The 25,665-nt window shown below is 70.0% G+C and carries 23 protein-coding genes; 8 read left to right on the top strand and 15 right to left on the bottom strand.

Features of this window, described 5'->3' with window-relative positions; genetic code table 11:
- Window positions 1–764 precede the first annotated feature (764 nt).
- Together HHL10_RS19640 and HHL10_RS19635 are read left to right on the top strand one after the other, a co-directional pair.
- Window positions 765–1,115, top strand: coding sequence for a hypothetical protein (locus HHL10_RS19640; protein ID WP_169162091.1), 351 nt, complete (start codon window positions 765–767; stop codon window positions 1,113–1,115).
- Between the two features lie 140 nt (window positions 1,116–1,255).
- Window positions 1,256–1,423 (top strand): hypothetical protein, encoded by a 168-nt coding sequence (locus HHL10_RS19635; protein ID WP_169162090.1) that lies wholly within the window; start codon window positions 1,256–1,258, stop codon window positions 1,421–1,423.
- A gap of 166 nt (window positions 1,424–1,589) precedes the next feature.
- Here HHL10_RS19635 and HHL10_RS19630 read toward each other — a convergent pair whose 3' ends face one another.
- A complete protein-coding gene (locus HHL10_RS19630) occupies window positions 1,590–2,198 on the bottom strand; it encodes an SDR family oxidoreductase (protein WP_235971668.1) in 609 nt (202 codons plus the stop codon).
- Between the two features lie 164 nt (window positions 2,199–2,362).
- Between HHL10_RS19630 and HHL10_RS19625 the strand changes: the two genes are divergently transcribed.
- On the top strand, window positions 2,363–4,297 hold the full coding sequence (locus HHL10_RS19625) for a PAS domain-containing sensor histidine kinase (RefSeq protein ID WP_169162088.1): 1,935 nt from the start codon (window positions 2,363–2,365) through the stop codon (window positions 4,295–4,297).
- A 42-nt stretch (window positions 4,298–4,339) separates the two neighbouring features.
- Here the strand turns inward: HHL10_RS19625 and HHL10_RS19620 are convergent, their stop codons facing one another.
- Both HHL10_RS19620 and nfsB read right to left on the bottom strand, forming a co-directional pair.
- Window positions 4,340–4,969 (bottom strand): antibiotic biosynthesis monooxygenase, encoded by a 630-nt coding sequence (locus tag HHL10_RS19620; protein ID WP_169162087.1) that lies wholly within the window; start codon window positions 4,967–4,969, stop codon window positions 4,340–4,342.
- 44 nt (window positions 4,970–5,013) lie between these two features.
- Entirely contained in the window at window positions 5,014–5,667 is a 654-nt protein-coding gene (nfsB, locus tag HHL10_RS19615; protein ID WP_169162086.1) for an oxygen-insensitive NAD(P)H nitroreductase, read from the bottom strand.
- Between the two features lie 178 nt (window positions 5,668–5,845).
- Between nfsB and HHL10_RS19610 the strand changes: the two genes are divergently transcribed.
- Window positions 5,846–6,766, top strand: a complete 921-nt coding sequence (locus tag HHL10_RS19610) for a LysR family transcriptional regulator (RefSeq protein WP_169162097.1) — start codon at window positions 5,846–5,848, stop codon at window positions 6,764–6,766.
- A gap of 59 nt (window positions 6,767–6,825) precedes the next feature.
- On the opposite strand, the gene HHL10_RS19605 is transcribed toward HHL10_RS19610, so the two are convergent.
- From HHL10_RS19605 to HHL10_RS19590, 4 genes are all read right to left on the bottom strand, one after another.
- Window positions 6,826–7,269: a universal stress protein gene (locus HHL10_RS19605; RefSeq protein ID WP_169162085.1), complete on the bottom strand. Its 444-nt coding sequence runs from the start codon at window positions 7,267–7,269 to the stop codon at window positions 6,826–6,828.
- A 98-nt stretch (window positions 7,270–7,367) separates the two neighbouring features.
- Complete coding sequence (locus HHL10_RS19600) at window positions 7,368–7,559, bottom strand: DUF2783 domain-containing protein (RefSeq protein ID WP_169162084.1); 192 nt, start codon at window positions 7,557–7,559, stop codon at window positions 7,368–7,370.
- Window positions 7,560–7,579: 20 nt separating this feature from the next.
- Window positions 7,580–9,184 carry an FAD-dependent oxidoreductase gene (locus tag HHL10_RS19595; RefSeq protein WP_169162083.1) on the bottom strand — a complete coding sequence of 535 codons (1,605 nt, stop codon included), beginning with the start codon at window positions 9,182–9,184 and terminating at the stop codon, window positions 7,580–7,582.
- 14 nt (window positions 9,185–9,198) lie between these two features.
- Window positions 9,199–9,750 (bottom strand): VOC family protein, encoded by a 552-nt coding sequence (locus HHL10_RS19590; RefSeq protein WP_169162082.1) that lies wholly within the window; start codon window positions 9,748–9,750, stop codon window positions 9,199–9,201.
- Between the two features lie 201 nt (window positions 9,751–9,951).
- On the opposite strand from HHL10_RS19590, the gene HHL10_RS19585 reads away from it, so the two are divergent.
- Complete coding sequence (locus HHL10_RS19585; RefSeq protein ID WP_169162081.1) at window positions 9,952–10,392, top strand: MarR family winged helix-turn-helix transcriptional regulator; 441 nt, start codon at window positions 9,952–9,954, stop codon at window positions 10,390–10,392.
- Window positions 10,393–10,408: 16 nt separating this feature from the next.
- Here HHL10_RS19585 and HHL10_RS19580 read toward each other — a convergent pair whose 3' ends face one another.
- The 4 genes from HHL10_RS19580 to HHL10_RS19565 form a co-directional block, all read right to left on the bottom strand.
- Entirely contained in the window at window positions 10,409–12,880 is a 2,472-nt protein-coding gene (locus HHL10_RS19580) for a phosphatase PAP2 family protein (protein WP_169162080.1), read from the bottom strand.
- Window positions 12,877–14,034, bottom strand: coding sequence for a glycosyltransferase family 2 protein (locus HHL10_RS19575; protein ID WP_169162079.1), 1,158 nt, complete (start codon window positions 14,032–14,034; stop codon window positions 12,877–12,879). The genes HHL10_RS19580 and HHL10_RS19575 overlap by 4 nt, the downstream gene beginning before the upstream one ends.
- Before the next feature lie 106 nt (window positions 14,035–14,140).
- Complete coding sequence (locus HHL10_RS19570) at window positions 14,141–14,527, bottom strand: hypothetical protein (protein WP_169162078.1); 387 nt, start codon at window positions 14,525–14,527, stop codon at window positions 14,141–14,143.
- 174 nt (window positions 14,528–14,701) lie between these two features.
- Window positions 14,702–16,204, bottom strand: a complete 1,503-nt coding sequence (locus HHL10_RS19565) for a winged helix-turn-helix domain-containing protein (protein ID WP_169162077.1) — start codon at window positions 16,202–16,204, stop codon at window positions 14,702–14,704.
- A 147-nt stretch (window positions 16,205–16,351) separates the two neighbouring features.
- On the opposite strand from HHL10_RS19565, the gene HHL10_RS19560 reads away from it, so the two are divergent.
- On the top strand, window positions 16,352–17,365 hold the full coding sequence (locus tag HHL10_RS19560; protein ID WP_169162076.1) for a catalase family peroxidase: 1,014 nt from the start codon (window positions 16,352–16,354) through the stop codon (window positions 17,363–17,365).
- A gap of 19 nt (window positions 17,366–17,384) precedes the next feature.
- Here HHL10_RS19560 and HHL10_RS19555 read toward each other — a convergent pair whose 3' ends face one another.
- The 3 genes from HHL10_RS19555 to HHL10_RS19545 all read right to left on the bottom strand — a co-directional run bounded on the left by HHL10_RS19555 (window position 17,385) and on the right by HHL10_RS19545 (window position 21,986).
- Complete coding sequence (locus HHL10_RS19555; RefSeq protein WP_169162075.1) at window positions 17,385–18,947, bottom strand: methyl-accepting chemotaxis protein; 1,563 nt, start codon at window positions 18,945–18,947, stop codon at window positions 17,385–17,387.
- A gap of 500 nt (window positions 18,948–19,447) precedes the next feature.
- Window positions 19,448–19,972 (bottom strand): BON domain-containing protein, encoded by a 525-nt coding sequence (locus HHL10_RS19550; RefSeq protein ID WP_169162074.1) that lies wholly within the window; start codon window positions 19,970–19,972, stop codon window positions 19,448–19,450.
- Window positions 19,973–20,225: 253 nt separating this feature from the next.
- The gene (locus HHL10_RS19545; RefSeq protein WP_169162073.1) at window positions 20,226–21,986 is read right to left on the bottom strand and encodes a phospholipase effector Tle1 domain-containing protein; all 1,761 of its coding nucleotides are present in this window, start codon (window positions 21,984–21,986) and stop codon (window positions 20,226–20,228) included.
- 338 nt (window positions 21,987–22,324) lie between these two features.
- Here HHL10_RS19545 and HHL10_RS19540 point away from each other — a divergent pair, with 338 nt between their 5' ends.
- Window positions 22,325–23,281 (top strand): toll/interleukin-1 receptor domain-containing protein, encoded by a 957-nt coding sequence (locus tag HHL10_RS19540; RefSeq protein WP_169162072.1) that lies wholly within the window; start codon window positions 22,325–22,327, stop codon window positions 23,279–23,281.
- A gap of 259 nt (window positions 23,282–23,540) precedes the next feature.
- Window positions 23,541–24,062, top strand: coding sequence for a GNAT family N-acetyltransferase (locus HHL10_RS19535; RefSeq protein ID WP_205833128.1), 522 nt, complete (start codon window positions 23,541–23,543; stop codon window positions 24,060–24,062).
- Window positions 24,063–24,090: 28 nt separating this feature from the next.
- Here HHL10_RS19535 and HHL10_RS19530 read toward each other — a convergent pair whose 3' ends face one another.
- Window positions 24,091–25,539: an MFS transporter gene (locus HHL10_RS19530; RefSeq protein ID WP_205833127.1), complete on the bottom strand. Its 1,449-nt coding sequence runs from the start codon at window positions 25,537–25,539 to the stop codon at window positions 24,091–24,093.
- Window positions 25,540–25,665: the final 126 nt, after the last annotated feature.

Here is a 25,665-nt window from a genome sequence, read left to right as displayed (position 1 = left end):
CGTTCGAGACACCAAAACAAGTCCAGCATCTCAGGACAGAGCCCAAAGACTCCACCCTCTTGTGTGAGACACCTTCCGTACCCGGGCCCGAACGCCCACGCTTATCGGCTGTATGTTTTTAAAGAGCAGCGACTTGATTCAAACCCGCCGCAGCATCCTGCGTCGCGTTTCGCTGTGTCGTTCAGCGAAGAATCGAATTCTGTCATCAGGAGAATCCCTTGTCAACTGCTTGGTCTTTTCAGATCAACGTCGCGGGGGATTTCCCGGCCTCGCTGCCAATGCCGCGTCAACTCCACGCACGGCACCCGGCAAAACTCCACGAAACCCGGCCCGAACCCCATGAGGCCTGAGACCGATATTCCAAGAGCGCTTTGCTTCAAACTCCCTTTCCACTCTCCTTGCGTTTCCAGCAAAGCAGCGAAAGTTCGTTGCGAGGGGCGTGACTGTACACAAGTCGGGGGTGATCCGCAAGAAGGGGATGGACTAAAGCTTTTCGGGTGACGCGACGGCCCAAGTCGGTTGCAATCACGCCCGCTTACGACGGCCTGGCGGCCAAGTGCCGGGGAGGCGCGTGCAGAGCGACCGGATATCCGTGGAAGGGCTCGCAGGTCCTGTGCACCGTTCCCAGACCGGTGCGTTGCTCGTTCCAGCCCGTGGCGCAGGTGCTGCGGAGCCCCTTGCGTCCGCGCCCGGCTTGCCGGCGATGCCCGCCCGTCACCGGCGCTTCCTTACCCTCCTCACTCAATACCGGAGCACGCACGAGCATGAAGAAACATTGGAGTCTGGGCGCCGCCCTGCTGTTCGGGGCGGCACTGTCCGCCAGCGCCACGACGACACCTGACGACCGGGGCACGGTGTCCGCGATCCGCCTGAGCCGGGCCCAGCCCGCCGCTACCGCGGCGCTGCTGCGCGGCGTGCCGGAAGCGCCGGCGGTGCGCAAGCCGTCCGCCGATTTCGGCCGGCTCGCGGCCGAGATGAACCGCCTCGGCAACAACGACACCCGTGTCGGCAGCAACGATGCCGGTGGCTTCAGCGACACCGGGAGCAGGACGGGCGCTGCCAACCCGGGCGTCTCGGGCAACAAGGCCCGTGGCGGCATGAGTTCCGGCGGCTGAACCAGACAGCGGCGGCGCAGCAGCGATCCAGTTATGCGCTTCTATAATGTTTGATGTGCATATTATTCAATTGCTTAATTGGGTGGAAACCCTAGGATTGAGCCCATCAAAGTCCAAAGCTCAATCAGAAAAGGTTCCACATGACCGCCATTACCGTCTCCGACTACCGCCGTACTGCCCCCCGCGGCGCCGTGATCGCCGCCGAGGTGTTCAGCTGGGTCCTGAACGGTCTGCGCGCGGTTCTGGCCCGCGCCAGCGACAAGCCGGCCGACAAGGCCCCCGCGCTGCGCGGCGCCTTCCCCGCCTGAGCAAGCGACGCGGCGTCTCCCGCCTTCCCTGAGCGACTGAAGGTCGCCGGGGCTTGGCACCGGCTCCCGCGGAGCCGCCATCAAAAGAGCCCGCGCGGGGCTCTTTGCTGACCATCGGGCCCGCCAGGGCCCGAAGTTTTTTGCGCTGCGGCTGCGCCGTCGGCGATCACGCCACCGGGATCGGGTCGGCCTCCAGCTGCTCGTTGAAGGCATTGAAGAAGGCGTGCTTACCAGCGCCCGGGTTGTCGCGCAGCGGGCGCACCGCCTCGACGGTCACCTCCTCCCGGTCACTGGCCAGCTCCCGCATCGTCTGCTCGATGAAGTCCCGCGGCGGCATCGCGCGCGGATCGCCGTTCTGGTGGATCAGGTCCGTGTCCACCCAGGGCGGCGCGATCTCCTGCACCCGCACCGAGGTCTTGCGCAGCATGAAGCGCTGCGACAGCGCATAGGCGTGCAGCGCCGCCTTCGTCGCCGAGTACACCGCGTTGCCCGCCAGCGGCACGTAGGCCAGCACCGAGGTGTTGTGCAGCACCACGGCGCGCGGCTGCCGCTTCAGGTGCCCGATCAGCGCCGAGGTCATGCGGACCGGGCCGAGCAGGTTGGTGTCGATGATGGCTTGCGCCACCGTGTCGTCGATCGCGGCCGAGGCATCGTCGAAGGGCATGATCCCGGCGTTGTTGACCAGCACGTTGAGCGCCGGAAAGCGCTCGATCAGCTCGGCCGCCACGCGCCGGATGCTGTCCACGCGGGTGATATCCAGCTCCACGGCCTGCATAAACAGGACATGTTGCGCCCGGACTTGCCGCGTGCTGGCGGCACGCGGTGCCGGGCCTGGCATGGGCACTCTCGTTCCGGGCACCGCCGCTGGGTCGGCCAGGGCCCCGCGCTTGCGTGTGGCAGCATGCCGCCGCTCAATCGCAGCGACGCCGCGAACAGGAGATGTCTTTGATTCCGTTCCAGGGCCCGGTGCTGGACCCGCACACGCTGCTGTTTTCCCTCTCCGCCCAGGGCTTCCTGATGGCGGCGGTGTTCCTGAGCTTCGCTCGGGCCATGCCCCTTTACCGCGCCGGTCTCGTGGCGTGGAGCAAGGCCATGGCGGCTGTCGGCGGCGCCTTCCTGCTCTACTTCTTCAGGGGCCAGGCCCCGCTGCTGCTGAGCTTCCTGCTGGCCAACGCGCTGGTCTTCGGCCTGGCCCACTGGGGCCATGTCGCGCATGCGCGGCTGTTCGAGGCGCCGCCGCGGCGCGCCTGGACGCTGGCCCTGTGGGCCTTCGGCATGAGCGGCGTGCTCGGCGCCTACTTCCTGGGCCTGCCGCGCCAGGCGGCGTTCATCACCATCTCGATCGCCTTCTCCGCGATGCTGGGCATGACGGCCGGGCTGCTGCTGCGCAGCCTGCGGCAGCGCCGCTCCGCCGCGATGCTGGCGGCCACGCTGGCCTACGCCGGGCTGTCCGTGGCCTTCGCGCTGCGGGCGTTGCTGGGCCTGGTGGGACCTGGTGAGCAGCTTCAGCCCAGCTCGCTGTCGTTGGCGCAGCTGTTCACGCTGGTGCCGGGGGCGATGCTGATCGTCTTCTGCTCGATCTGCTTCCTCACCATGGTCCACGAGCGCCACAAGGCCCGGGACCTCGACACCATGGTCGGACGTCTGCAAGCGCAGACCGGGCTGGTGGCGCAACGCACCGCCGAGCTGGAGGCCGCCAATGCGTCACTGGCGGAGCGGGCCCGCACCATCGCCGACCTCTACGACCACGCACCCTGCGGCTACGTCTCCCTCGACATCCACGGCTCGGTGCTGGAGCTCAACCGGACGCTGCTGCGCATGCTGGACCGCAGGCACGAGGAGCTTGCCGGCCAAGCCCTGGGCCAGTTCCTGACGCCCGAGAGCCGCCAGCGCTTCTACCGGGGCATGGCCGCCGTCATGCACAAGGAAAGGGTCATGGACCTGGAGCTGGACTTCGTGCTCAAGGACGGCCGCGACCTGCCCACGCTGTTCAGCGTCATGGTCGTGCGCGGCGGCACCGGCACCTCGTTGCGCGCCACGCTGCTGGACGCCAGCGAGCGCCGCCAACGCGAGCGGCAGATGCAGACCCTGCAGCAGGAGCTCGCGCATCGTGCCGAGCAGGCGGAGGCGGCCACACGCGCCAAGAGCGCTTTCCTGGCCACCATGAGCCACGAGCTGCGCACGCCGCTCAATGCCGTCATCGGCCTGAGCGAGCTGCTGCAGCGCAAGACGCTGCCCGCGGACGCGGCCGGCTTCATCGGCCACATCCGGCAGGCGGGCCAGCAGCTGCTGGAGCTGGTGGACGACGTGCTGGACCTCTCGCGCATCGAGGCCGGCGAGTTGCGGCTGGAGGCCCGGCCCTTCGAGCTGCGCCCGCTGCTCGACGCGGTGCGCGCGCTGGTGCAGCCCCAGGCCGATGCCAAGGGCCTGGAGCTGCGGTTCGACGTTCCCGTTTCGTTGCCGGCGCAGCTGCTGGGCGATGCCCTGCGGCTCAAGCAGGTGCTCATCAACCTCGTCGGCAATGCCGTGAAGTTCACTCCCGCGGGCCGCGTGGCGCTGAGCGTGCACGCGGTGGCGGCCGAGGGCACGCGCGTCACGCTGGGCTTCGACGTCGCGGACACCGGCATCGGCATCGCACCGGAGCATCAGGCCCGCATCTTCGAGCCCTTCACGCAGGCCGACGGCTCCACGACCCGGCGCTTCGGCGGCAGCGGCCTGGGCCTGTCCATCGTGCACAAGCTGGTGACGATGATGGGCGGCACGCTGCGGCTGCACAGCGTGCCGGGCGAGGGCAGCACCTTCAGCGTGACGCTGGGCTTCGAGCGGGTCGAGCCCCCCGCGCTGGCCCAGGACGCCGCCGGGGGCCCGGCATGAGCGCAGCGTGGTCCGGCCTCGGACTGCATCCGCTGCCGACACTCAGCGCGTCAGCCACTTCCCCAGCACCCGCGTGACGCGCGGCATCAGCACCCAGGTCATCAGCGACACGACTACCCCCGCCACCAGCAGGTGGCTCAGCAGCGGATGCGCCAGCGCCGGCCACCGCGCGAACAGCGGCGCCAGCAGCCACGGCACCAGCAGCGTCAGCGGGTAGATCGCCGACAGCGACACCAGGAACTGCTTCCACGGTTTCACCAGCGGCCGGCCGGCGCCGGGCGGCGTGCACCAGAACTCCAGCCCCGACACCGTCTCGACCGACTCTGGTTGCACCAGCAATGGCTGGACTCTCGCGATGAGCTCGCGCCGCGCCTCGGACTGCAGCCAATCCTCGGCATGGGGCAGGCTGTCGAAGCGCAGCGTCACCGTGTAGGCGTGGCCGCCGGCCGGCGGGCGGATCACGTTCACGCCGCGGTGCCCCGGCACGCGCGCGGACAGCGGCACGATGCGCTGCAGCCACTGCTCGTAGGCCGCCTGCGCCCCGGGCCGGACCTCGTGCCGGATCACGGCCGTCACCATGTCCGGGTGCACCGGCGCGCGGGCCTCGATCTCGGACAGCGCCGCGCGGCGCAGACCGGGCTGCGGAGGGTGGTTGCTCAGTGTGGCGTTCATGACGGGCCTTTCGCGGGGTCGGGGCGGGATGGCCGGGACGGTCTTCAAATCTGGGTGAACACCTCCGCCGCCGGCAGGCGCGACTTGGGCAGGCGGGCATTGAAGTCGCCCTCGCCGCGGTAGCCCAGCGCCACCAGCACCACGCTGGTGAGGCCGCGCTCGCGCAGGCCCAGCTCCTCGTCCAGCACCGTGGCGTCGAAGCCCTCCATCGGCGTGGCGTCCACGCCCAGCGCGCCGGCGCCCAGCAGCAGGCTGCCCAGGGCCAGGTAGACCTGCTTGTCCATCCAGTGCTGCAGGTCCTTGCGCTCATGGCGGTGCAGGCTGACGTAGCCGGCGCGGCCCTTGCGCTGGTTGTCGCGGGCGCCCTCCGCCTGGAAGCGGCCGTCGCGCTCCTCCTGGTCCAGCAGCCGCTCCAGGTGCGCGTCGTCGAGGTCCAGGCGCGAGGCCAGCACGATGACGTGCGAGGCGTCGAGGATCTTGGACGCGTTGTAGGCATAGCCGCCCTGCGCGGCCTTGGCGATGCGCTGGCGGCTCTCGGCGTCACCGGCGACCAGAAAATGCCAGGGCTGCGAGTTCACCGACGAGGGTGCGTGGCGCAGCAGTTCCTTGAGCTCGTCGATGGTGGCCTGCGGGATGCGGCGTTGCGCGTCGAAGGCCTTGGTCGTGTAGCGGTGGCGGGCGGTGGCGAGGACGTTCATGGCGGCTCCTGAAGCTGAAAGTTGTCCGGTTCGCCGCCGGCCTCGGGGCAGCGGCGGCATGGCTGCCATGGTGGCCGCGCGCCGTCCGGCGAAACAGCCGCCGCCGGGAGCAGGACTTTCACTCCAGGAGTGAAAATGAGTGCCACGCCTCCCAATCACTTTCACTCTGGAGATGCAGATGGTGCGCTTCGAGGATCTGAACCTGTTCGTGCGCGCGGCCGCGCTGGGCAGCTTCTCCAGCGCCGCGCGCGAGGCCGATTTGCTGCCCGCGCAGGTGAGCGCGGCCGTGAAGCGACTGGAGAAGGCGCTGGGTGCGTGCCTGTTCGCCCGCTCCACGCGCAGCCTGCGCCTGACGGCCCAGGGCGAGCAGTACCTGCCCTTTGCGCGCAACGCGCTGGACGCGCTGCGCCAGGGCGGCGAGCTGGTGCAGCACGAGCCTTCCGAGGTGCGCGGCGTGCTGCAGGTGGCGGTGTCTTCGGACCTGGGGCGCAACGTGCTGCTGCCGGTGCTCTCGGCCTTCCGCCGCGCGCACCCGGCGTTGAGCCTGCGCCTGTTCCTGTCGGACCAGGTGGCGGACGTGTTCCGCGACCCGGTGGACGTGGCGTTGCGCTACGGCGCCATCGAGGAGGCCAGCTTCGTGGCGCTGCCGCTGGCGCCGGAGAACCGGCGCATGCTGGCGGCCTCGCCCGAGTACCTGGCGCGGCGCGGGCGCCCCGGCTCGGTGCAGGAGCTGCTGCGGCACGACTGCCTGCTGTACCTGCGCGCGGGCCGCGTCTATGACCAATGGGGCTTCGCCACCGGCGGCCGGCGCTGCGAGGTGCGCGTCAGCGGCCCGCTGCTGAGCGACGACGCCGACGTGGTGCGGCGCTGGGCGCTGGCGGGCGAAGGCATCGCCTACAAGTCCTGGCTGGACCTGCGCGCCGACGTGCAGGCCGGGCGGCTGGAGCTGCTGCTGCCCGGGGTGTGGGGCGATCTGGTGCCGCTGCAGCTGGTGTGTCCGCACCGGCGCCAGTTCTCGCCGGCGGTGCGCCAGCTGCACGCGGCGCTGAAGGCGCATTGCGAGGCGCTGATGGCGGACATGCCGCGGCCGGCGCAATAGGTGGGCTGAGTAGGTGGGCTGAGCGGCACGGCAGGGCACCGTGCCGGCTGTTCAGCGCCTCAATGCAACACCAGCACCGGTAGCCTGCTGCGCGAGATGACGTGCTTGGTGTGCGAGCCGAACATGAACTCGCCCAGCGGGCCGCGGCCGTGCGTGACCATGACGATCATGTCGGCGCCCACGCGCTCGGCCTCGTTGGCGATGGCGTCGTCCACGGCGCCGGAGGTCACGAAGCTGCCGGCGAACTCGATGCCCGCGGCCACGGCGCGCTCCTCGAACTGCTTGAGCAGCGCGCTGGCATGGGCCTCGTTGCGCTGCTCGTGGTCGCGCATCCGGCCGGTGTAGACGCTGGGGTCGTAGCTGACCGTGGACAGCCCGATGTCGGGCTCGACCACGAAGCCGGTGATGCGCGCGCCCAGCTGCTTGGCGAGCTCGATGGCGCCGTCCATGGCGCGGTGCGACAGCTCGGAGCCGTCCACGGGAACGAAAAGGTGCTTGTACATGTTGATCTCCTGCGCGCAGCTTAGGCAGCGCGGAAGGCATTTCACTTGATGTCCATCAAGACAGGGTGCCATCGCGAAAGCCTCCGCGCACCCCGCCGCTACAGGCCCTGCCGCGCCACGCGCAGCGCCTCGCTGAGCACCGCGCGGTCGCCGACGTGGTTGGCCAGCACCAGCAGCAGCTTGGCCTGGAACAGCGCCGCCTGCTCCTCGTCCAGGTCGCGCTGGGTGGCGATGAGCTCCTCGTAGAAGCCGTCCGGGTCGGCGATGTGGGGTTCGTGGATGAGTGCCATGGGTGCTCCTTGGGGTGGCCTCAACGGCCGCAGGCGCGCGCCAGCGCGGCGCGGACCTTGGTTTCATCCAGCGCGCGCCAGCGCGCCGCCACATGCTGGTCCGGGCGGATCAGGTACACCGTGCCCGGCCGCGCGTCGTAGCGCTGCGCCAGCAGCCCTTCGGCGTCCTGGATGTCGGAGCCCACGCACAGCACGCGCGCCGTCACGCCATCGATGCCGATCTCGCGCGCGCCCGGCGCCCCGAAGCACAGCAAGGTGAAACCGTCGTGCAGGTGGTTGAGCAGCCAACCCGGCTGGCCGTCGCGAGTGACGGGCGCGTCGGCGCAATTGGTGCCCGGGCGCATCGGCCCGGCAAAGTCCGGCTCGTCGGGCGTGTTGAGCGGGGAGTTCTGGTAGGGCGTGGGCGTGGACAGCCGCCCGCTGTTGACCAGCCTGCGCGCGAAGGGCTCGCTCTCGGCCAGTTGCAGCACCGCGTCGCGCAGCACGCGGCTGGCGCGGCTCTTGGGCGTGATGAAGTCGGTGGAGCGCGTGGAGTTGAGCAGGTTGTCGTCGGCGGCCCAGGCGCGCTCGGCGTGGTAGCTGTCCACCAGCGCCAGCGGCGCCTGGCCGTCGATGTGCAGCTTGAGCTTCCAGACCAGGTTGTCGATGTCCTGCACGCCGGTGTTGGCGCCGCGCGCGCCGAAGGGCGAGACCTGGTGCGCGGCATCGCCGGCAAACAGCACGCGGCCGTAGCGGAAGCGGTCGATGCGCCGGCAGGCGAACTGGTACACCGACACCCACTCCAGCTCGAAGTCCACGCCCGGCAGCATCGCCTTGATGCGCGGGATCACGTTCTCCGGCTTCTTCTCCTCGTTGGGGTCGGTGTTCCAGCCGAGCTGGAAGTCGATGCGCCAGACGTCGTCGCACTGCTTGTGCAGCAGCACGCTTTGGCCGCGGTGGAAGGGCGGGTCGAACCAGAACCATCTCTCCGCAGGGAAAGGCGCCTTCATCACCACGTCGGCGATCAGGAAGCGGTCCTGGAAGAACTGGCCGACGAAGCCGGCATCGACCATGCGGCGCGTGTCGCTGTTGGCGCCGTCGCAGGCGATGACCCAGTCGGCCTCCATCTGGAAGATGCCGTCGGGCGTCTCGACGGTGAGCACGGCATGGTCCTCGCGCTGCGCCAGGCTGATGAGCTTGTGCTTCCAGCGCAGGTCCACCCGCGGCGACCGGCCGCAGGCTTCGACCAGGTATTCCTCCAGGTAGTACTGCTGGAGGTTGATCATGGCCGGCATCTTGTGCCCGGCCTCGGGCAGCAGGTCGAAGCTGTAGACCATGTCCTCCTGGAAGAAGACCTTGCCCACCTTCCAGCTCACGCCCTTCTCCACCATGCGCTCGCCCACGCCCAGCCGGTCCCAGATCTCCAGCGGGCGCTTGGCGTAGCAGACGGCGCGCGAGCCGACGCTGACGGTGTTGTTGTCGTCCAGCACCACGGCCGGCAGGCCGCGGCGCGCGCATTCCAACGCGGCGGTCAGGCCGATCGGCCCCGCGCCGACGATCACCACCGGATGGCGCTTCACCACCCCGCTGCGCTGCTCGGCGGAGGGGGCGTAGGGGAACTCGGGGTAGCGGTAGGTGTTGAGCATGGCGCCCTCCCCGTTCAGGCCTGGCCCGGCCTGGCGGCAAGCTCCTGCTCGTGCATCCACGCCGCCTGCTTGGGCGCGCGCTTGGTGCGCGACCATTCCTCCAGCATCTCCCACTTCACCTCGTCGAGCTTCTTCATCTGCTCGTCGGTGGCGCAGTCGGCGGCCAGCTCCAGGCGATGCCCGTTGGGATCGAAGAAGTAAATGGACTTGAAGATGGTGTGGTCGGTCGGCCCGACCACCTCGATGCCCGCGGCCTGCAGCCGCTCCTTCGTTTCCAGCAGCGCGGCCTCGCTCTCGACCTTGAAGGCGATGTGCTGCACCCAGGCCGGCGTGTTGGGGTCACGGCCCATGGGCGGGGAATTGGGAATCTCGAAGAAGGCCAGGATGTTGCCGGCGCCCGCGTCCAGGAACAGGTGCATGTACGGGTCGGGCGCCTTGGTGGAGGGCACGCGGTCCTCGGCGATGGCCAGCACGAAGTCCATGCCCAGGTGCCGGCGGTACCACTCGACGGTTTCCTTGGCGTCGCGGCAACGGTAGGCCACGTGGTGGATGCGCTGGATCTGCATGGCGGTTCTCCTCAATGCCGCCGCGAAGCGGATCGGCCAGTTAGTAACGAGCGTGACTATATGGACCGCTTCCAGGCCGCGTCAATGCACCGCCTCCCTGGGACATACCCCTAGATATTTTTACAGGAACGGCCCCGACAGTCGCCATGGGAACGCATCCGCAGGACGACACCATTTCGTATCAACCGCTACCATCTTGGTATGGAACTGCAGAAATTCTTCCCGTACCGCGTGGCGCGGCTGGCCGAGGCGGTGAGCCAGGCCACGGCCCAGGTCTATGGCGAGCGCTTCGGGCTCACGCGCGACGAGTGGCGGGTGCTGGCGGGGCTGGCGGGCCGGGGCGAGGTCAAGACGACGGTGGTGCAGGAGAGCAGCACGCTGGACAAGATGCGCGTGAGCCGTGCCGTGACCCGCATGGAGCGCGACGGGCTGATCGCCCGCTCGCCCGACCCGGAGGACGGCCGCGCCTACCTGCTGCGGCTGCTGCCGCCGGGGCTGGCGCTCTACAAGAAAATCGTGCCGATGGTGCAGGCGCGCGAGGAGTTCCTGCTCTCGGGCCTGGAGCCGCAGGAGCGCGAGGTGCTGGAGCGCGCCATGGACCAGGTGCTGGAACGCGCGACGCAGCTGCTGCGCCAGGGTTGAGCTGCACCGCCGCGCCTCAGCGGCAACCGTCGCCGTCGTCGCGCCTGCCCTCGGGCAGCCGCTGCCACAGCGCGAAGCCGCGCTCGCGGGCGCAGACGGCGTAATCGCCCGGTGGCGGCCGGTCCTCGCGCACCAGCGCCCATTCGCCGGCTTCGGGCAGGCGGCGCGGCGTGGGCGTGCCCAGGCACCACGCGAAGCTGGGCTGGTTCACGGCCCACTGCACCACCGTGGGCAGCGGCGCCCGCGCCCGGGCCACGGCGGCGAGCCGGCAGATCGGCCCCTGCAGTGCCTGCCCCCACCAGGGCACGGCCGCGCCGACGACGAGCAGGCTCCACACCCAGGCCGCGGCCAGCCAGCGCAGCTGCCAGGCCTGCCGGCGCAGCAGCGCCACCAGCGCCGCCGCGCCGCCGAGAGCGGCCAGCACCGGCGTCCAGGGCCAGGGCGGCACGGTGGCCAGCAGCGTCTGCCACAAGGGGTTGGGCGCGCGCGGCGCCAGCCGCAGCAGCACCCAGGGCGCCAGCACCACCGGCAGCCACGCGACGGCCCAGGAAACGAGCAGCGCGCGCCGCCAGCCGCGCGACAGCGCCGGATCGGCCAGCCGTCGCCCGGCCAGCAGCGCCAGCGGCGTGAGGCCGTAGAGCGCGTAGTACGGCAGCTTGGTGCCCGACAGCGAGAAGAAGGCCAGCACGAAGCCGGCCCACACCAGCAGCCAGGCCGACAGCGCGTCGCGCCACAGCGCCCGCGCCTGCCGCGCCAGCGCCGCCAGCAGCGGCGTCCAGGGCAGCGCCAGCAGCGGCAGCACCAGCAGGTAGTACAGCAGGCTGCCGCCATGGCCTTCGAGCGTGGTCGTGAAGCGCTCGACGTTGTGGCGCATCAGGAAACCGTCCACGAAGGCCCGGCCATGGCGCTGCAGCGCGTAGGCGTACCAGGGCAGCGCCACGCCCAGGAGGATCAGCCAGGCGACGCCGTCGCCCAGCGCACGGCGCAGCGCGTCCCGGCGCCGCCGCGCCAACACCCAGAGCAGCAGCGTGGCGCCGGGCACCAGCAGCCCAATGGGCCCCTTGGCCAGCACCGCCAGCGCGATCCACAGCGCGGCGCGGCGCAGCGGCGTGCGCGCGCCGGACTCCAGGTGCCGCCACAGGTCGAACAGGGCTAGCACCAGCAGCAGGTTGAGCAGCGCGTCGGCCGTGCTGCCGCGGCCGATGAGCAGCACGCCCAGGCTGCAGGCCAGCACGCCGCCGGCGGCCAGCGCCGCGCGGTCGCCCCAGCGCGTGCGGGCGAAGGCCGCGGTGGCGAAGCACCAGCCGATGGCGCACAGCGCCGAGGGCAGCCGCACCGCCGCCTCGGTCGGCCCCAGCAGCGCCACCGAGGCGGCCTGCAGCCAGTAGACGAGGATGGGCTTGTCGAAGCGGTCCGCGCCGTTGAGCGTGGTGTGCCACCAGTCGCGGCTGGCCAGCAGCTCGCGCGTGGCCTGGGCGAAGGCGCCCTCGTCCACGTCGAACAGCGGCGCCGCCCCCAGGCGCAGCAGGAACAGCGTCGCCACGGCCGCGGCCCAGGCCAGCCAGAGGCCGCGCGGCAACGCCGCGTCGCGCGCCGGCCTGGCGGTGGCCGGCACGGGAGCAGCCGGCGCCGCGCCGTGGGCCACGGCCCGCAGCGGCTCGCCGCGTACCGGCCGGCCGCGGCGCCAGGCGCTCCAGGCCGAGCCGGCGCGGCGCAGGCCGTCCAGCGCGCTGGCCGTGCCCAGGGCCCATGCCAGCGGCGCGGCCAGCGGGTCGTGCCCCTGCAGCACCAGGCCCGGCGCGGCGCCCAGCTGCAGCAGCGCGATCAGCAGCTGCCCCGCCGGCCGCTGCAGCGCGCCGCGCAGCGGCCGGGTGCCCTCCAGCGCCACGGCCAGCGGCGCGGCCAGCAGGCCCAGCCCCACGCCGGCGAGCACGTCGCTGGGCCAGTGCGCGCCCACGGCAATGCGGGCCAGGCCCACCAGCAGCGCCAGGGCCAGCGCCGGGGCGATCCCGCGCCGTGCCGTGCCGCGCCAGCACAGCAGCAGTGCCACCGTGACCGCCGAGGCGGCATGGCCCGAGGGCATGGCGCCCGCCGCCAGGCGCGTGCCGATCACGTGCACCAGCGCCGGCGGCAGCGCGGCCGCGGGGCGCGGCATGCCTTCGAGCAGCTTGATGCCGTGCAGCAGCGCGCCGCCGACGACCAGCGCCCACAGCATCGTTGCCACCGGCCAGGCGTCGCGGCGCGAGGCCGCCGCGGCCAGCAGCACCGCCGTCCAGCCCAGGCCGCACAGGCTCAATCCCGCCCACAGCGCATCGGGCGCATGCGCCGCGAGCGCCTGCAGCCGCAGGAACAGCGCGACGTTGAGCTCGTGGCGGCCCTGCAGCAGCAGCCCGGCGCCCAGCAGCAACAGGCCCAGCGCCGGCGCGGCCAGCCTGCGCGGCAGCGCCGCGCCGACGAGCCGGCCCTGGGACAGGAGGCGCGCCGTCATGACCCGGGCAGGTGCCAGCCGCTGGCGGGCGCCGGCGGCGCAGCGGGCGTGGCGTGGTAGGCATGCGGATGCCGGCCGCCCTCGTGGTAGATGCGGATCAGCAACTCGGCCAGCACGCCGGTGGTGAGGAACTGCAGCCCGCCCAGCACCAGCCAGAAGCCCAGCGCCAGCAGCGGGCGCGTGCCGATGGACTGGCCCAGCACCAGCTTCAGCCACGCCAGCCAGCCCAGCAGCGCGCCGCCCGCAGCCGTGAGCGCCAGCCCGATGCCGCCGAAGAAGTGGCCGGGCCGCGCGCTGTAGTGCAGGAAGAAGTGCACCGCCAGCAGGTCCACCAGCACGCCGAAGGTGCGCAGCAGCCCGTACTTGGAGCGCCCGGCGCGGCGCGGGTGGTGGCGCACCGGCTCCTCGGCCATGCGCGCGGGCGAGGTCACGGTGGCCAGCCAGGCAGGGATGAAGCGGTGCATCTCGCCGTAGAGCCGCACCTGGCGCAGCACGCCGGCGCGGTAGGCCTTGAGGCTGCAGCCCAGGTCCTGGAAGCGCAGCCCGGTGGTGCGCGCGATCAGCCGGTTGGCCAGGCGCGAGGGCAGGCAGCGCAGCCAGTCGTCCTGGCGCTGGCGCCGCCAGCCCGCCACCAGGTCCTTGTCTTCGAGCAGCAGCCGCGCCACCAGGCGCGGGATGTCGCGCGGGTCGTTCTGCAGGTCGCCGTCGAGCGTGACGATGACGTCGCCCCGCGCGGCGTCGATGCCGGCCTGCAGCGCCGCGGTCTGCCGGAAGTTGCGCCACAGCCGGATCAGCCGCACATGCGGGCCCAGTTCGGCCGCGTGGCGCTCCAGCGCCTGCGCCGTGCCGTCCGTGCTGCCGTCGTCGACGACGATCAGCTCCCAGGGGTGCGGATAGCGCTGCAGCGCGGCCTGCACCGCGTCGAGCATCGGCGCGGCGTTGTCCACCTCGTTGTACATGGGCACCACCACCGAGAGCCGGTGCGGGGGCAGTGCCGGGGCGGCCGGGGCGCCGTCCTCACGGGCGCGGGACAGGGTTGCCGTGGCCAAGCCGGCCACGGACGGAAGCGTCCCTGGGGGCAGGTCGGGGTGAGGCAGGTCCACGGCAGCGGCGCGGCGGGCGCGTGGCGAGGAAGCGGCCAAGGTAGCCGGCATCCGGACCTTGTCCACCCGGGACAACGAGCAGCCGGTCCGCGACTGCTGCACCCGCGCCTGGCCCCGGGGCGCAGGCGGGCCGGCGCCGTGGCCGGGCTGGCCGTGCTCAGCGCGTGCCCGATCCGGGCGCGTTGCCGGGGGCCGTGCCGGCCGGCGTGCCGGCGCTGCCGCCGTTGCCCGAGACGCTGCCCACGCCCGTGCCGGCGGGGCCGCTGGCAGGGGTCTCGGGCGTGGCGCCGTGCCGGGTGGCGGCCGGGTTGTTGCGGGCGTCGCGCATGGCGCGGCCGGCGCGGGCCGCGCCCGGCGGCGTCTCCTTGGTGCCGCTCATGCCGCCATCGACCGTGCCCGAGGAGCCCGAGCCCGAGCCCATGAAGCCCGGCCCCTGCGGGCCGATGCCGCTCATGCCGCCGGCCTGGCTCTGGGCCAGGGCCGAGCCGGCCGCCGCGGCCAGCGAAAGGGCCAGCATGCACAGCGAGGTTCGGACGGTACTCATGGCGTGTCTCCTGGGTGGCGCCACGCGGGGCGGTGCCGGTGGACGGGTTCACCGGGCACAGCAACGCCGGTGCCCATGCGGCGCTGCCAGCCGATGCCGCCTGATCCGTCCCTGGGGGAGCAGGCTCCCGCGCCGGCAGGGCCGGCCGGCGCGGGCCCGCGGCGCCCCGGCGGCTCACTTCGGCGGCAGTCCCGCCGCCACCAGCGCGGCGATGTAGCGCTCCTCGCCGGCCAGGTTGCCGCCCAGCTCCTGCCGCCGGGCCCGGAGCAGTTCCGCGCTGATGCCGGGATTGCGCTGCACGAACTCCTCCATCACCCGCCGCGCGCGGGCGGGGTCGCCGCCCTGCATCGCCGCCGCCGCGATCAGCAGCGGCACGTAGCGGTTGGCGCCGGGCGCGGCCGCCGCCCGCTCGGCCGCGGCCAGCGCGCCCCGGGCATCGCCCCCCAGCAGCCGGGCACGGCTGAGCACGCTGTACAGCAGGGCGGCATCGGCCACGTCCGGCGGCGCCAGCCGGATCGCCTGCTCGGCCTCGGCCGCCGCGGCAGCGTAGTCGCCCAGCCGCAGGTGCGCCTGCGCCGCCCACAGCCACGCCGGCGCATGCGCCGGGTTGGCGCGCAGGTGGGCACGGGCCAGCTCCAGCGCCTCCTCCGGACGGGAGGCGGGATGGTGCCCGGCGCGCACCGCCTCGCTTTCGAGCAGCACGAGCTGCAGCTCGCGCGCCACCTGGGCCGACACCGCGCGCGGCAGCGTGGCCAGGTCCGCCTCCACGCCCTCGTAGCGCGCGGACCACAGCACCTCGCCGGCCCGGGTATCGACCAGGCGCAGGTTCAGCCGCGTCGGGCCGCCGGCCTGGTGCAGGCTGCCTTCCACCAGGTAGCGCACGCCCAGCTCGCGGCCGACGCGGCGCGCGTCCACCGCCCGGCCGCGGTAGGCGTCGGCCGCGCCGCGGGCGACCACGAAGGCGCCGGGAATGCGCGTGAGATCGGTGGTCAGGTTGTCGGCGATGGCATCGGACAGGTCGGCGCCGACCCGATCCCCGCCCGCTCCCGCCAGAGGCAGCACGGCGATGGACAGCGGCGGCGCCTCCCGCGCCGGCGCCCACAGCCCGGGAGCGAGCAGCACCAGCGCGGCCAGCGCCAACGTCAACGCCACACCGCCCAGCAGCCAACGCAGCGGCGCCGCCCGAGCCCAGCCCAGGCGCGCCGCGGCGCCCTCGGCCGCGGCTTCGGGCACGGGCGCCGGAGCGGCGGCAGGAGCGTCGGTCGGGCCGGCAGTGGCTGCCACGGACGGCACTTCGGCCGGGTCGGGAGCGGCAACCGGGACGGGCTCGGCCGGTGCGGGCTCGGCCGCCGTCCCGGCCGCCTCCGCCGGCACGGTCTCGGCATAGGCGTAGCCCAGGCGCGGCAGGGTGCGGATACGGTCGGCGGCCGGGCCCAGGGCGCGGCGGATCTCCTTGATGCACTGCGCCAGCGAGTCGTCGGTGACCACCACATCGGGCCACACCCGCCGCATCAGCTCCTCGCGGCCGACCACGCGGCCCCGCTCCTCCAGCAGCATCGCCAGCACCGCGGCGCTGCGCGGGCGCAGCCGCGCGCAGTGCCCGCCCAGGCGCAGCTCGCCGCGCAGCGGGTCGAAGCTGCCGCCGGCCAGGCGCAGGAGGGGCGTAGGAAGGTCCATCGGCGGCTCGACGCTCGGGCTTCAGCCAGTTTTCAGCCGCTTTCCCGCTTTTTTCAACCGCTTTCCGCGACGCGCGCGGGGCCTGGCGCTGTCATGCGGGCATCGGTCCACGACCGCGGACCGGCGTCCACACAGAGGAGTGACGGCATGACGTCCCGACCCGCCCCGCTCGCGCTGGCCACCGCCCTGGCCGCGCTCGCTTCCCTGGCCCCGGCCCAGCCCCAGGCCCCGGCCGACAGCCCGGCCACGCCGCAGGCGCTGGTCGATGGCTTCGAAGGCGCCTTTGGCAAGCACCCGGGCCAGCGGCGCGGCGGCGCCAAGGGCCTGTGCGCCGAGGGCCATTTCCTCGGCGCGGCGGCGGGCCAGGCGCTGTCGTCGGCCACGGCGTTCAGCGGCAAGCGCATTCCGGTGGTGGCGCGCTTCTCGGTCAGCGGCGGCAATCCGAAGGTGTCGGACAAGGCCCGCAACGCGCGCGGCCTGGCGCTGCAGTTCTCCCTGCCCGGCGGCGAGCGCTGGCTGATGGCCAACATCTCCGCGCCGATGCACTCGGCCTCGACCCCGGAAGCCATGCTGGCCGGGCTGGAAGCGCGGCGCCTCGACCCCGTGACCAAAAAGCCCGACCCGGCCAGGGTAAAGGCCTTCAACGAGGCGCATCCGGAAGGAAAGGCGCAGGCGGACTGGTTTGCGCAGCACGGCGTGCCCGCGAGCTACGCGGCCGTGAACTACTGGGGCGTGCACGCCTTCAGGTTCACCGACGCCCAGGGCCGGGCGCGTTACGCCAAGTGGGTGTTCGAGCCCGCCGCCGGCCAGGAGCTGCTGGACGACGAGCAGCTCAAGGCGCTGCCGGACGACTTCCTGGCCGAGGAGCTGCGCCGCCGCGTCGCGGCCGGGCCGGTGGAGTACCGCATGCGGCTGCAGCTGGCCGGGCCGGGCGACAGCCTGGTGAACCCGGCCGTGCCGTGGCCGCAGGGCCGCGAGAGCGCGACGGTGGGGCGGCTGCTGATCACCCGGGTCGAGCCCGGCCCGGGCGGCGCCTGCGAAGGGCTCGTGTTCGACCCGCTGGTGCTGCCCCGGGGCATCGAGGCCTCGGACGACCCGGTGCTGCGCGCGCGCTCGGCGGCCTATGCGGAGGCGGCGGCGCGGCGGCTGTCGGGGCGCTGAGGCGGCGCGCCCCGCCCGCTCAGCGCGCGCTCTTGTAGACGTCCACCGCCTCGGCCAGCCGGCCGGCCTGCCGGTTCAGGGAGGAGGCGGCGGTGGCGCTCTGTTCCACCAGGGCGGCGTTCTGCTGGGTGGTGCTGTCGAGCTGGGCGATGGCCTCGTGCACCTGCTCCACGCCCTGGCCCTGCTGTTCCGACACCGCCGTGATGTCCGACACCAGCGCTGCCACGCGCCGCACCTGCTCGATGGTGCGGGCGATGGTCACGCCGGCCTGCTCCACGTGGCGGCCGCCCTGGTCGATGCGCTGCACCGACTCCTCGATCAGCGACTTGATCTCCTTGGCCGCCTCGGCGCTGCGCTGCGCCAGCGAGCGCACCTCGCCCGCCACCACCGCGAAGCCGCGGCCCTGCTCGCCCGCGCGCGCGGCCTCCACCGCGGCGTTGAGCGCCAGGATGTTGGTCTGGAAGGCGATGCCGTCGATGACGCTGATGATGTCGGCGATGCGCGCGCTGTGGGCCTGGATGTCGCTCATCCGGCTCACCACCTGCTGCATCGCCTCGCCGCCATGGCTGGCGGCGTCGGAGGCCTGCTCCGCGAGCTTGCGCGCCTCGGCGGAGGTGGTGGCGTTCTGCTTGATGGTCTGGGTGATCTGCTCCATCGACGCGGCCGTCTGCTGCAGGGCGGCGGCGGTCTGCTCGGTGCGGCCGCTGAGGTCCTGGCTGCCCGAGGCGATCTGGCGGCTGGCGGAAGCCAGGCCGCCGACCTGCTCGGCCACGTCGTCCACCAGCGCGCGCAGGTTCAGCCCGGCCTGATTGACCGCGCGCGCCAGCAGCCCGACGTCGTCCACGCGGTCCAGCGACAGCGGCTGCGCCGCCTCGCCGCTGGCCACGATGCTGGCGCGTTCCAGGATCGAGTGCACCGGCGTCGCCACCTGGCGCCACAGGAAGGCGGTGGCCGCGGCGGTGCTGAGCAGCCAGCCGCCGGCGGCGCCCGCCGTCAGCCAGGGGTTGCCCGTGCCGGCCGCGGCCGCCACCGCCGCGGCGCCCGGCACGGCGCCGGCCAGCACCGTGCCCAGCGCCAGGCGCGTGCGCAGCGACATGAGCTGGAAGCCGGACAGCACCTTGGCCAGCCCGGTGCGCACCACCAGGCCGCGGTAGAGGCGGCGCGAGCCGGCGCGGCCTTCGCGCATCGCGGCATACAGCTGCTCGGCCTCCTGGATCTCCTGCGCGGTGGCCGGGGTGCGCACTGACATGTAGCCCACCACCTGGCCGTTGCGGCGCATGGGCGTGGCGTTGGCCCGCACCCAGTAGTGGTCGCCGTCCTTGCGCCGGTTCTTCACCAGCGCCGTCCAGGACAGGCCGGACTTGAGCGTGTCCCACATGTCGCCGAAAGCCTGGGGCGGCATGTCGGGATGGCGCACCATGTTGTGCGGCTGCCCCATCAGCTCCTTGGCTTCGAAGCCGCTGACCTGGATGAAGGCCGCGTTGGCGTAGCGGATGTGGCTGTCGAGGTCCGTGGTGGACATCAGCGTCACGCCACGGGGAATGGTGTACGCACGGCCGGTGACGGGCAGGTTCTTTCGCATGGTTTTCCCTCGCTGACGCGGTCCGTCGCCAAGCCCCAGGCCTTGCTGCGCCTGAAGCCGCGACCTCCCCGGGGCCGGCATGGCTCACTGCCGGTTTGACGGGTTTTGTGGATGGTTAATTTTGAAAACCAAACACTGTGGCAAGACTGTCACAAGCGATCTGCCGGCCGCCTCCCGGCGGGAATATTTCTCGTTTTCCCAAAAAGTCGGTGACGCAATTTTCGACACCCGCGTAAAAACCCTGACAAACCCGACTCAAAGGGCCTGTGGCTTGCGGCAGGCTTGCGATATTTCCATCAATATCAATTTTGGCGCCGGGCACAGCAATCGGGATTTGCTCAAGTGTCCATCAAGCTACGGCTTCAAATCCATGGAAAATACGCATGAACGCCCGGAACCATTTTCCGGACCTGTCCGTAAAACCGCGGTCGGCCTTCGAGGCCGGCGCGCGGGACGGAAATCCGTGAAGCGGGGAGCCGCCGGCCTGGACGGCACCCGGCTCAGAGGATCGACGGCGGCCCGGCCGGCCGGGGCGCGGCGCCGTCCTCGGCCGCGGCCAGGCCGCCGCTGACGGCCAGCTCGGCCAGGCTGCTGGGCTCCTCCTCGCGCGCCTTGAGGCGGTTGTCGATGCGCAGCACGCCCGGCATGGCCAGGACGGTGGACAGCAGCCTGTCGCGCTCGTCGTCCGACACCACCTCGCCGCGCAGGCTGACATTGCCCTCGTGCACCACTACCTCGATGCCGTCGGGCTGGCGGGCCAGCCGGCCGACCTCGGCGTAGATGCGGTCGCGCAGCTCGCGGTTGCGGTCGGCCTGGGCCGCGCCGGACGACGCCGCGCCCGAGCCCTCGCCCACGTCCCGGCCCTGGGCGAGGGTGCCCCGGCCGGTGCCGCGCGCGCCGGTGGACAGTGCATTGAGCTTGCCGAGCGCCTGCGCGCGGCGCTGCGGCCCGGTTTGGGGATCGAGGTAGTACATGGCGGCCGCGCCGAAAGCGGCCAGGGCCACGGACTTGAACAAAGAGGCCATGCGAGTCTCCTTGGGATGCATGCGTGTAGGGGAAAGGAGCCCGTCATGTGCAAGCGCGGGGCCTGCCCCGGCAGCGGTGGGCGGGCACGGGCCGATCGTCCTTGAATCCACACCTGGCGCTGCCCGAACTGCAGTTCCTTCGCGTGCGGGGAGATCTGCATGTGCTGCCGCCGCGACAGACCCGACCCTATCTGAAAATGCTCGGCACCCCTTTGCACCGACGCGTGTCATTCCAGGCAGGACTATGAAACCGTCATGCTTTGCCGCGCTTGATCCGCAACGGCCCACGAGGGCCGCTGGACAGTTCCACCCCTCGTGTGATGGCGCTGTGCGTTAGATTTTGAACCAACAACTCCACGCCCATTTGGAACCGGCTGGCGCCAACTCTTGCAATGTCAGTGGGGCAGGATTGAAGCAGTTTCACGCAGCGATTCAGACCTCGGACAACAGCTTGGCCACGAGGCAGCCACGCATCCGCCTGACGATATATGGCGGACGATGGAGACTCCCCATCGTAGCATGGCACTTGGTTATAGATGCGATCCATGGCACCTATGAAGGCCGAATCGCCTCTGAAAATATAATGCAAGGCCATGGCACGCGCAAAAGCCTCGCACTCCGCTTCACTTGGAACCCCCTGGTTCTGGAGAAAGTTGCTCAGCACGTTGAAAAACTTCTTGCATTCCTCGTGAGAAACACTCTCCCACCACGGGTCGCAAGCGGTCTGCCGGCCATTTCCCGGAAAGCTTGAACTTTCTGGCTTCTCGTCTACACCCACTATGCCTTGCCCTGACAGCCGGAGTTGCATGAAGCGACGCAATGCAAGTGCGTCAATTTTGCGCAAAGCGGAATTCACAAAAGGATGCCTAAATTTATACATTGCTTTATCGATCCTTTCCAAATATTCGACGGCGCTTGCATGGAAGTGACAGGTCGAGAGCACCGCCTGCGCGTCCCGTGTATCAACTGCGTCCTCCAACCATATGCGCGGCACAGGAAAGCTTCCGATGAAGGGTCCACGAACCTCATGATGAATGCCGTGCGCGGTTGAACTCACCGTCTTTTCAAGGCCTCCCAAATCAATTTCCAGGCCCTTGTCACAGGCCTCTTCAGCCATCCAGCGCAAGACCATATTGGAGTACGAGCTTTCTTGCGCAGGGTAGCCACCCCCCACATCAGCATGCGCCCCAGGAAACCAGACCTGCTTCAAATCCCGGTGCCGCCCGGGTTTCCAAAGCAACGGCTCAAACGTGCCGCGAAGCTCGTGCAATGCCAGCGCATGTCGCGCGCACATCACCGCGGGCGGCACTTCAACCTGCCGATACTCGGTATAGGGCGCGCTGAACCAGTTTTGCCTTGAGGGCAGACCCAACGATGCCACGGTATCCCAAACGCCCAGAAAATGGATTGGTATCGAAAATTCGCCATCCATTCCAGCCGCTTCGCGCCCGGTAAGCTCGTACAGAAACTTTCTCAAGCTGCTCTGCCGTGCATCTTCGCTGGTTTCGTACATCCGATATGCCAGATGTATGTATTTCAAATGCTCGGCAAGCAGCAGCCCGACATGGTCGATGAAGCCAGCGATGGAACGTGCCGCGAATGCCCCGCGACTGAAGCCGAACAGGTAAACCCGATCCCGGCGTTTTTTGACGAAATTGCTGCAAATAAAATGATAAGCAGCCTTGATGCGTTCAGTCGTGCCTTTCCCCAGCCCGCCACCCCAAAGCCCTCTCTCCCAATCCATGGTGCCTGGCGGCATTTCATGATTCAGAATCCGGGCCAGATGCACCTCGTAGTCCGCATCCTTCGATCCGACGATATCTGCCCTGGGCTTTCGGCCGACACCAGGCAGGTAAATCTTCAGCTGCTCCCGTCCTTCAATTGTATTTTCCCGCACCCTTGCGAAGAGCTTATGCACATTGGTGAGCTTGCCCCTTTCCGCCTGATTCCACGTGCCATCAATAAAGACGGCAATATTGCACCCACCCTTGCGCATACCAGCTCCTTGAGCCATGGATCATCCATTATCGCTCCCACTTGGCCCGTCTTCCGCAAGCCAATAGTTTGGATACACAATTTTAAATTCAAGGCAAGTTGACGGCTCATTTGTTCAGGCAAGCCAAGAGATGTCCACGATGCCACTGGTTGTAATTAATGGAGAAATTGATTTGCCAATGTTTTATTCGAACATTCGCGTCAGCCACAACCTAGACTGGCAACCCGGCGCAGCGCCCCGCACCGCCACCGACCTGGCGGTCACGGTGGCTGAATGGCCGGCCACGATCGACAAATGCACACGGAAAGATTCTCGACTGGCAGAACGATCGATTTGGCAATCAGAGGAGCAAAGCGATGAGCAGAGTGTTCATTTCATACCGCCGCTCGGACAGTGCTCAAGCTGCCACCCGATTGTGCAGGCATATTGGAATGCGCTTTGGTCATGACCTCGTGTTCCAGGATGTGGAAGATATCAAGCCGGGATGCAACTGGCTGGAGAGCATCCGCCAGGAACTTGCATCCTGCGAAGTATTTTTGGTTGTCATTGGCCCGCATTGGCTGGTTGATGCTGATGGCCGGCATCGCCTGGCCGACAAGGAGGATGTGCTTCGCTGGGAGGTCTGCGAAGCGTTGCATCGACATGCCACCGTCTTGCCGGTGTTGGTGGACGACGCCCATATGCCGTCGTCCCAGTGCTTGCCTGATGAATTGAAAAGTTTCGCTCTCCAGCAGGCCATGATTCTTCCGCCCAAGCGATGGGCTGCCGGTATTCAACGGTTGATGGAACGCGTGTGCGACCTCATTGTGCCGCGGGCAACTGATATGTCTCTGGAGCAAGCCCAGCAAATGCTGTACGACCTGCAAATGAAGTCCATTGACTCTCTGGAGCATGGCCGTGCCGCTGATGCCCTGGCTTTGGCGCAAAAATCTCAATCCGAGCTCGATCGTGCGCTGCCTCTATATCCGGAAGATGCCATATTGAAAGTGACTCGCGGCTACCTGTACAAAAATGAGGCCATGGCCTTGATGCGGCTCGAACGCCAAGGCGAGGCTGAGACGGCATTAAATCAGGCGGAAAACGTTTTTCGCACCATGCTCGACGAGCGCCCCAAGGATGCAAGCGCGTGGAATGGTCTTGGCAGCGTCGAAGCCGTCCGCGGACATCTTGAGAAAGCTCATGAATATATTGACGAAGCTCTCAAGATCGCGCCGGACTATCCCGCGGCGCTTCAGGATCACGAAATGATCTTGCAGCATTTGGGCCGGGCAAGCTGTCATGCTCCCCATGCAGCGTCGAAGTCTCATCATTGACGCTGCGGTCCGTGCACAGGGCTGTTCATCCTTTCAATCTGGTCTGTCTGGTGATGGTGACGGACCGATATTGACGCCGGCGGACCTGATTGAAATGGATCGATAGCGGCAAATGCCGGAAACGCCAAAGATTCGATGAGAGGCGTCAACCGGCCATAAGCTTGACCTGCCGCAGCAACGCGGCAAGTTCTGGGGCCCTGCCCAAGAATGCCGCGCGCTGCCCATGTCATCATGCCGTGGCATTCTTGCGAGGGAGAAAATGACCCATTCATTCAACGACAACGACGACCACATTTACGACATCCGAAATGCCACCGCCGCGGAGCACGCCGCCGTCAATGCCCTGGCACTGGAGGCCTGGCAGATTTTAAAACCGGGCTACGCTCCTCGAGCGTGGGACGGCATGCTGGCGGCTATCGCCAAAATGTCCGGCCTGGCGGAAAAAGGAGAATTGATCGTCGCCGCCGGACCTGAGCGTATTTTCGGCGCGGTGGCCTATATGCCACCGGGGGCCTCCAATCCCGTCATATTTCCCGAGGGCTGGCCGTCGGTGCGCATGCTGGTGACCCGCCCGGCCTGCCGCCATCGGGGCATCGGCCGGCGCCTGACCGAGGAATGCATCGCCCGCGCCAGGCGGGACGGCGCCGAGTGCATCGGCCTGCACACCAGCCCGGCCATGACGGTGGCGCTGCCGCTGTACCTGCGCATGGGTTTCACCAAGGACCAGGACCTCGACGCGATCGCCGGAGCGCCCTACGCGCGCTACGTGATGCGGCTCTGAAGACACGCGCGGCGCCCGGGCCGGCCGCTCAGGCGCCGCAGCGTGCGCCCGGCCGCCGATGGGCCAGCTTCGCCGCCGCGATGCCCAGCGCGGCCACCAGCAATACCGCCGCGACGCCGAAGGTGGCGCGCAGGCCGGCCGTGAGGGCCTGCGGCGGCGCCGCGCCAAGGTCCAGCGCGCCGGACCCGAACGCGAACACGCTGCCCATCACCGACGCCCCGGTGACCAGCCCCAGGTTGCGCGACAGGTTCAGCAGCCCGGAGATCACGCCGCGCTGCTCCGCGGGCACGTCGTTCATGACCGCGGTGTTGTTGGCCGCCTGGAACAGCGCGTAGCCGGGCGTGAGCATGGCGATGGCGAGCACGTAGCCGGCCACGCCCCAGGCCGCCGGCACCAGGCACAGCGCCACGCAACCGGCCGCCATGCCGAGCAGCCCGGCCATGCTCATGCGCCGGGCCCCCAGGCGGTCCACCAGGCGCCCGGACGGCACGCCGGCCAGGGCGGACAGCACCGGGCCGGCCGACATCACCAGGCCCACGGCGGCGCTCGCCAGGCCGAGCGCGCCGGCCAGGTAGAAGGGCCCGACCACCAGCGTGGCCATCACCACCGCCGACACCAGCACGCTCAGCGCCAGACCCGCGCCCAAGACCGGGTCGCGCAGCCGCGCCAGCCGGACCAGCGGCGACGCCGAACGGGCTTGCACCCACAGGAACAGCGCCAGGCCCAGCGCGGCGCCCAGCAGCAGCGCCGCGTTGAGCAGGCCGAAACGGCCGCGCCCCAGCGTCATCGCCAGCGCGTAGGCGGCCAGCGTCGCGGCCAGCAGCAGCGTGCCGGGAAGGTCGAAGCCGGGACGGTCCTTGTCAGACGCCGGTCGGCTGGCCGGCAGGTACCGCCAGGCGAGCCACAGCGCCGGCAGCCCCAGCGCCGCGCTGAGCAGGAACAAGGCTGGCCAGCCGAAAGCGGCGATCAGCAGTCCGCCCAGCGAGGGGCCGAGCGCCGTGCCGATGGCGGAGGTGGTGCCGAGCAGGCCCATGGCGCGGCCGGCCTGCTTCTTGGGCACCGTCTCGCCCACCAAGGCCATGCCCAGCGCCATCAGCAGCGCCGCGCCCACACCCTGGACGGCGCGGGCCGCAATCAGCAGCGCCAGCGTCGGCGCCGCAGCGCACAGCAGCGACGCCACCGTGAACAGGACCAGGCCGATCAGCAGCAGCCGGCGCCGGCCGAGCAGGTCGCCCAGGCGGCCGGCACCGACGATCAGGGTGGTGTTGGCCAGCAGGTAAGCCAGCACCACCCACTGCACGGCGCCGAAGGAAGCCCCGAAGGCCTGGGTGAAGGTGGGCAGCGCCACGTTGGCGATGCTGGTGCCCAGCGCGGGCAGCAGCATGCACAGCGACAGGCTGGCCAGGGCCCGGCGCACGGAGGGCGCGCCGCACGCGGCGGCAAGGGCCGCCTCGCTCGTTCCTGAAATCCTCGACATGGCTCTTTTCCTTGCGGCAACTCCGGACGCGGAGTCCTCGCAGCAACGGTAGGCGGCGGGCAGCCATGGCGGAAGGCGCAGCATCTGCACTTCATTCGTGCACCAGACGCCATGCCATGGCGGCTA

The organism is Azohydromonas caseinilytica (genome assembly GCF_012927045.1).
In the GTDB taxonomy this organism is placed as follows: domain Bacteria; phylum Pseudomonadota; class Gammaproteobacteria; order Burkholderiales; family Burkholderiaceae_C; genus Azohydromonas; species Azohydromonas caseinilytica.
This window is presented reverse-complemented; position numbering and strand designations above follow the sequence as displayed.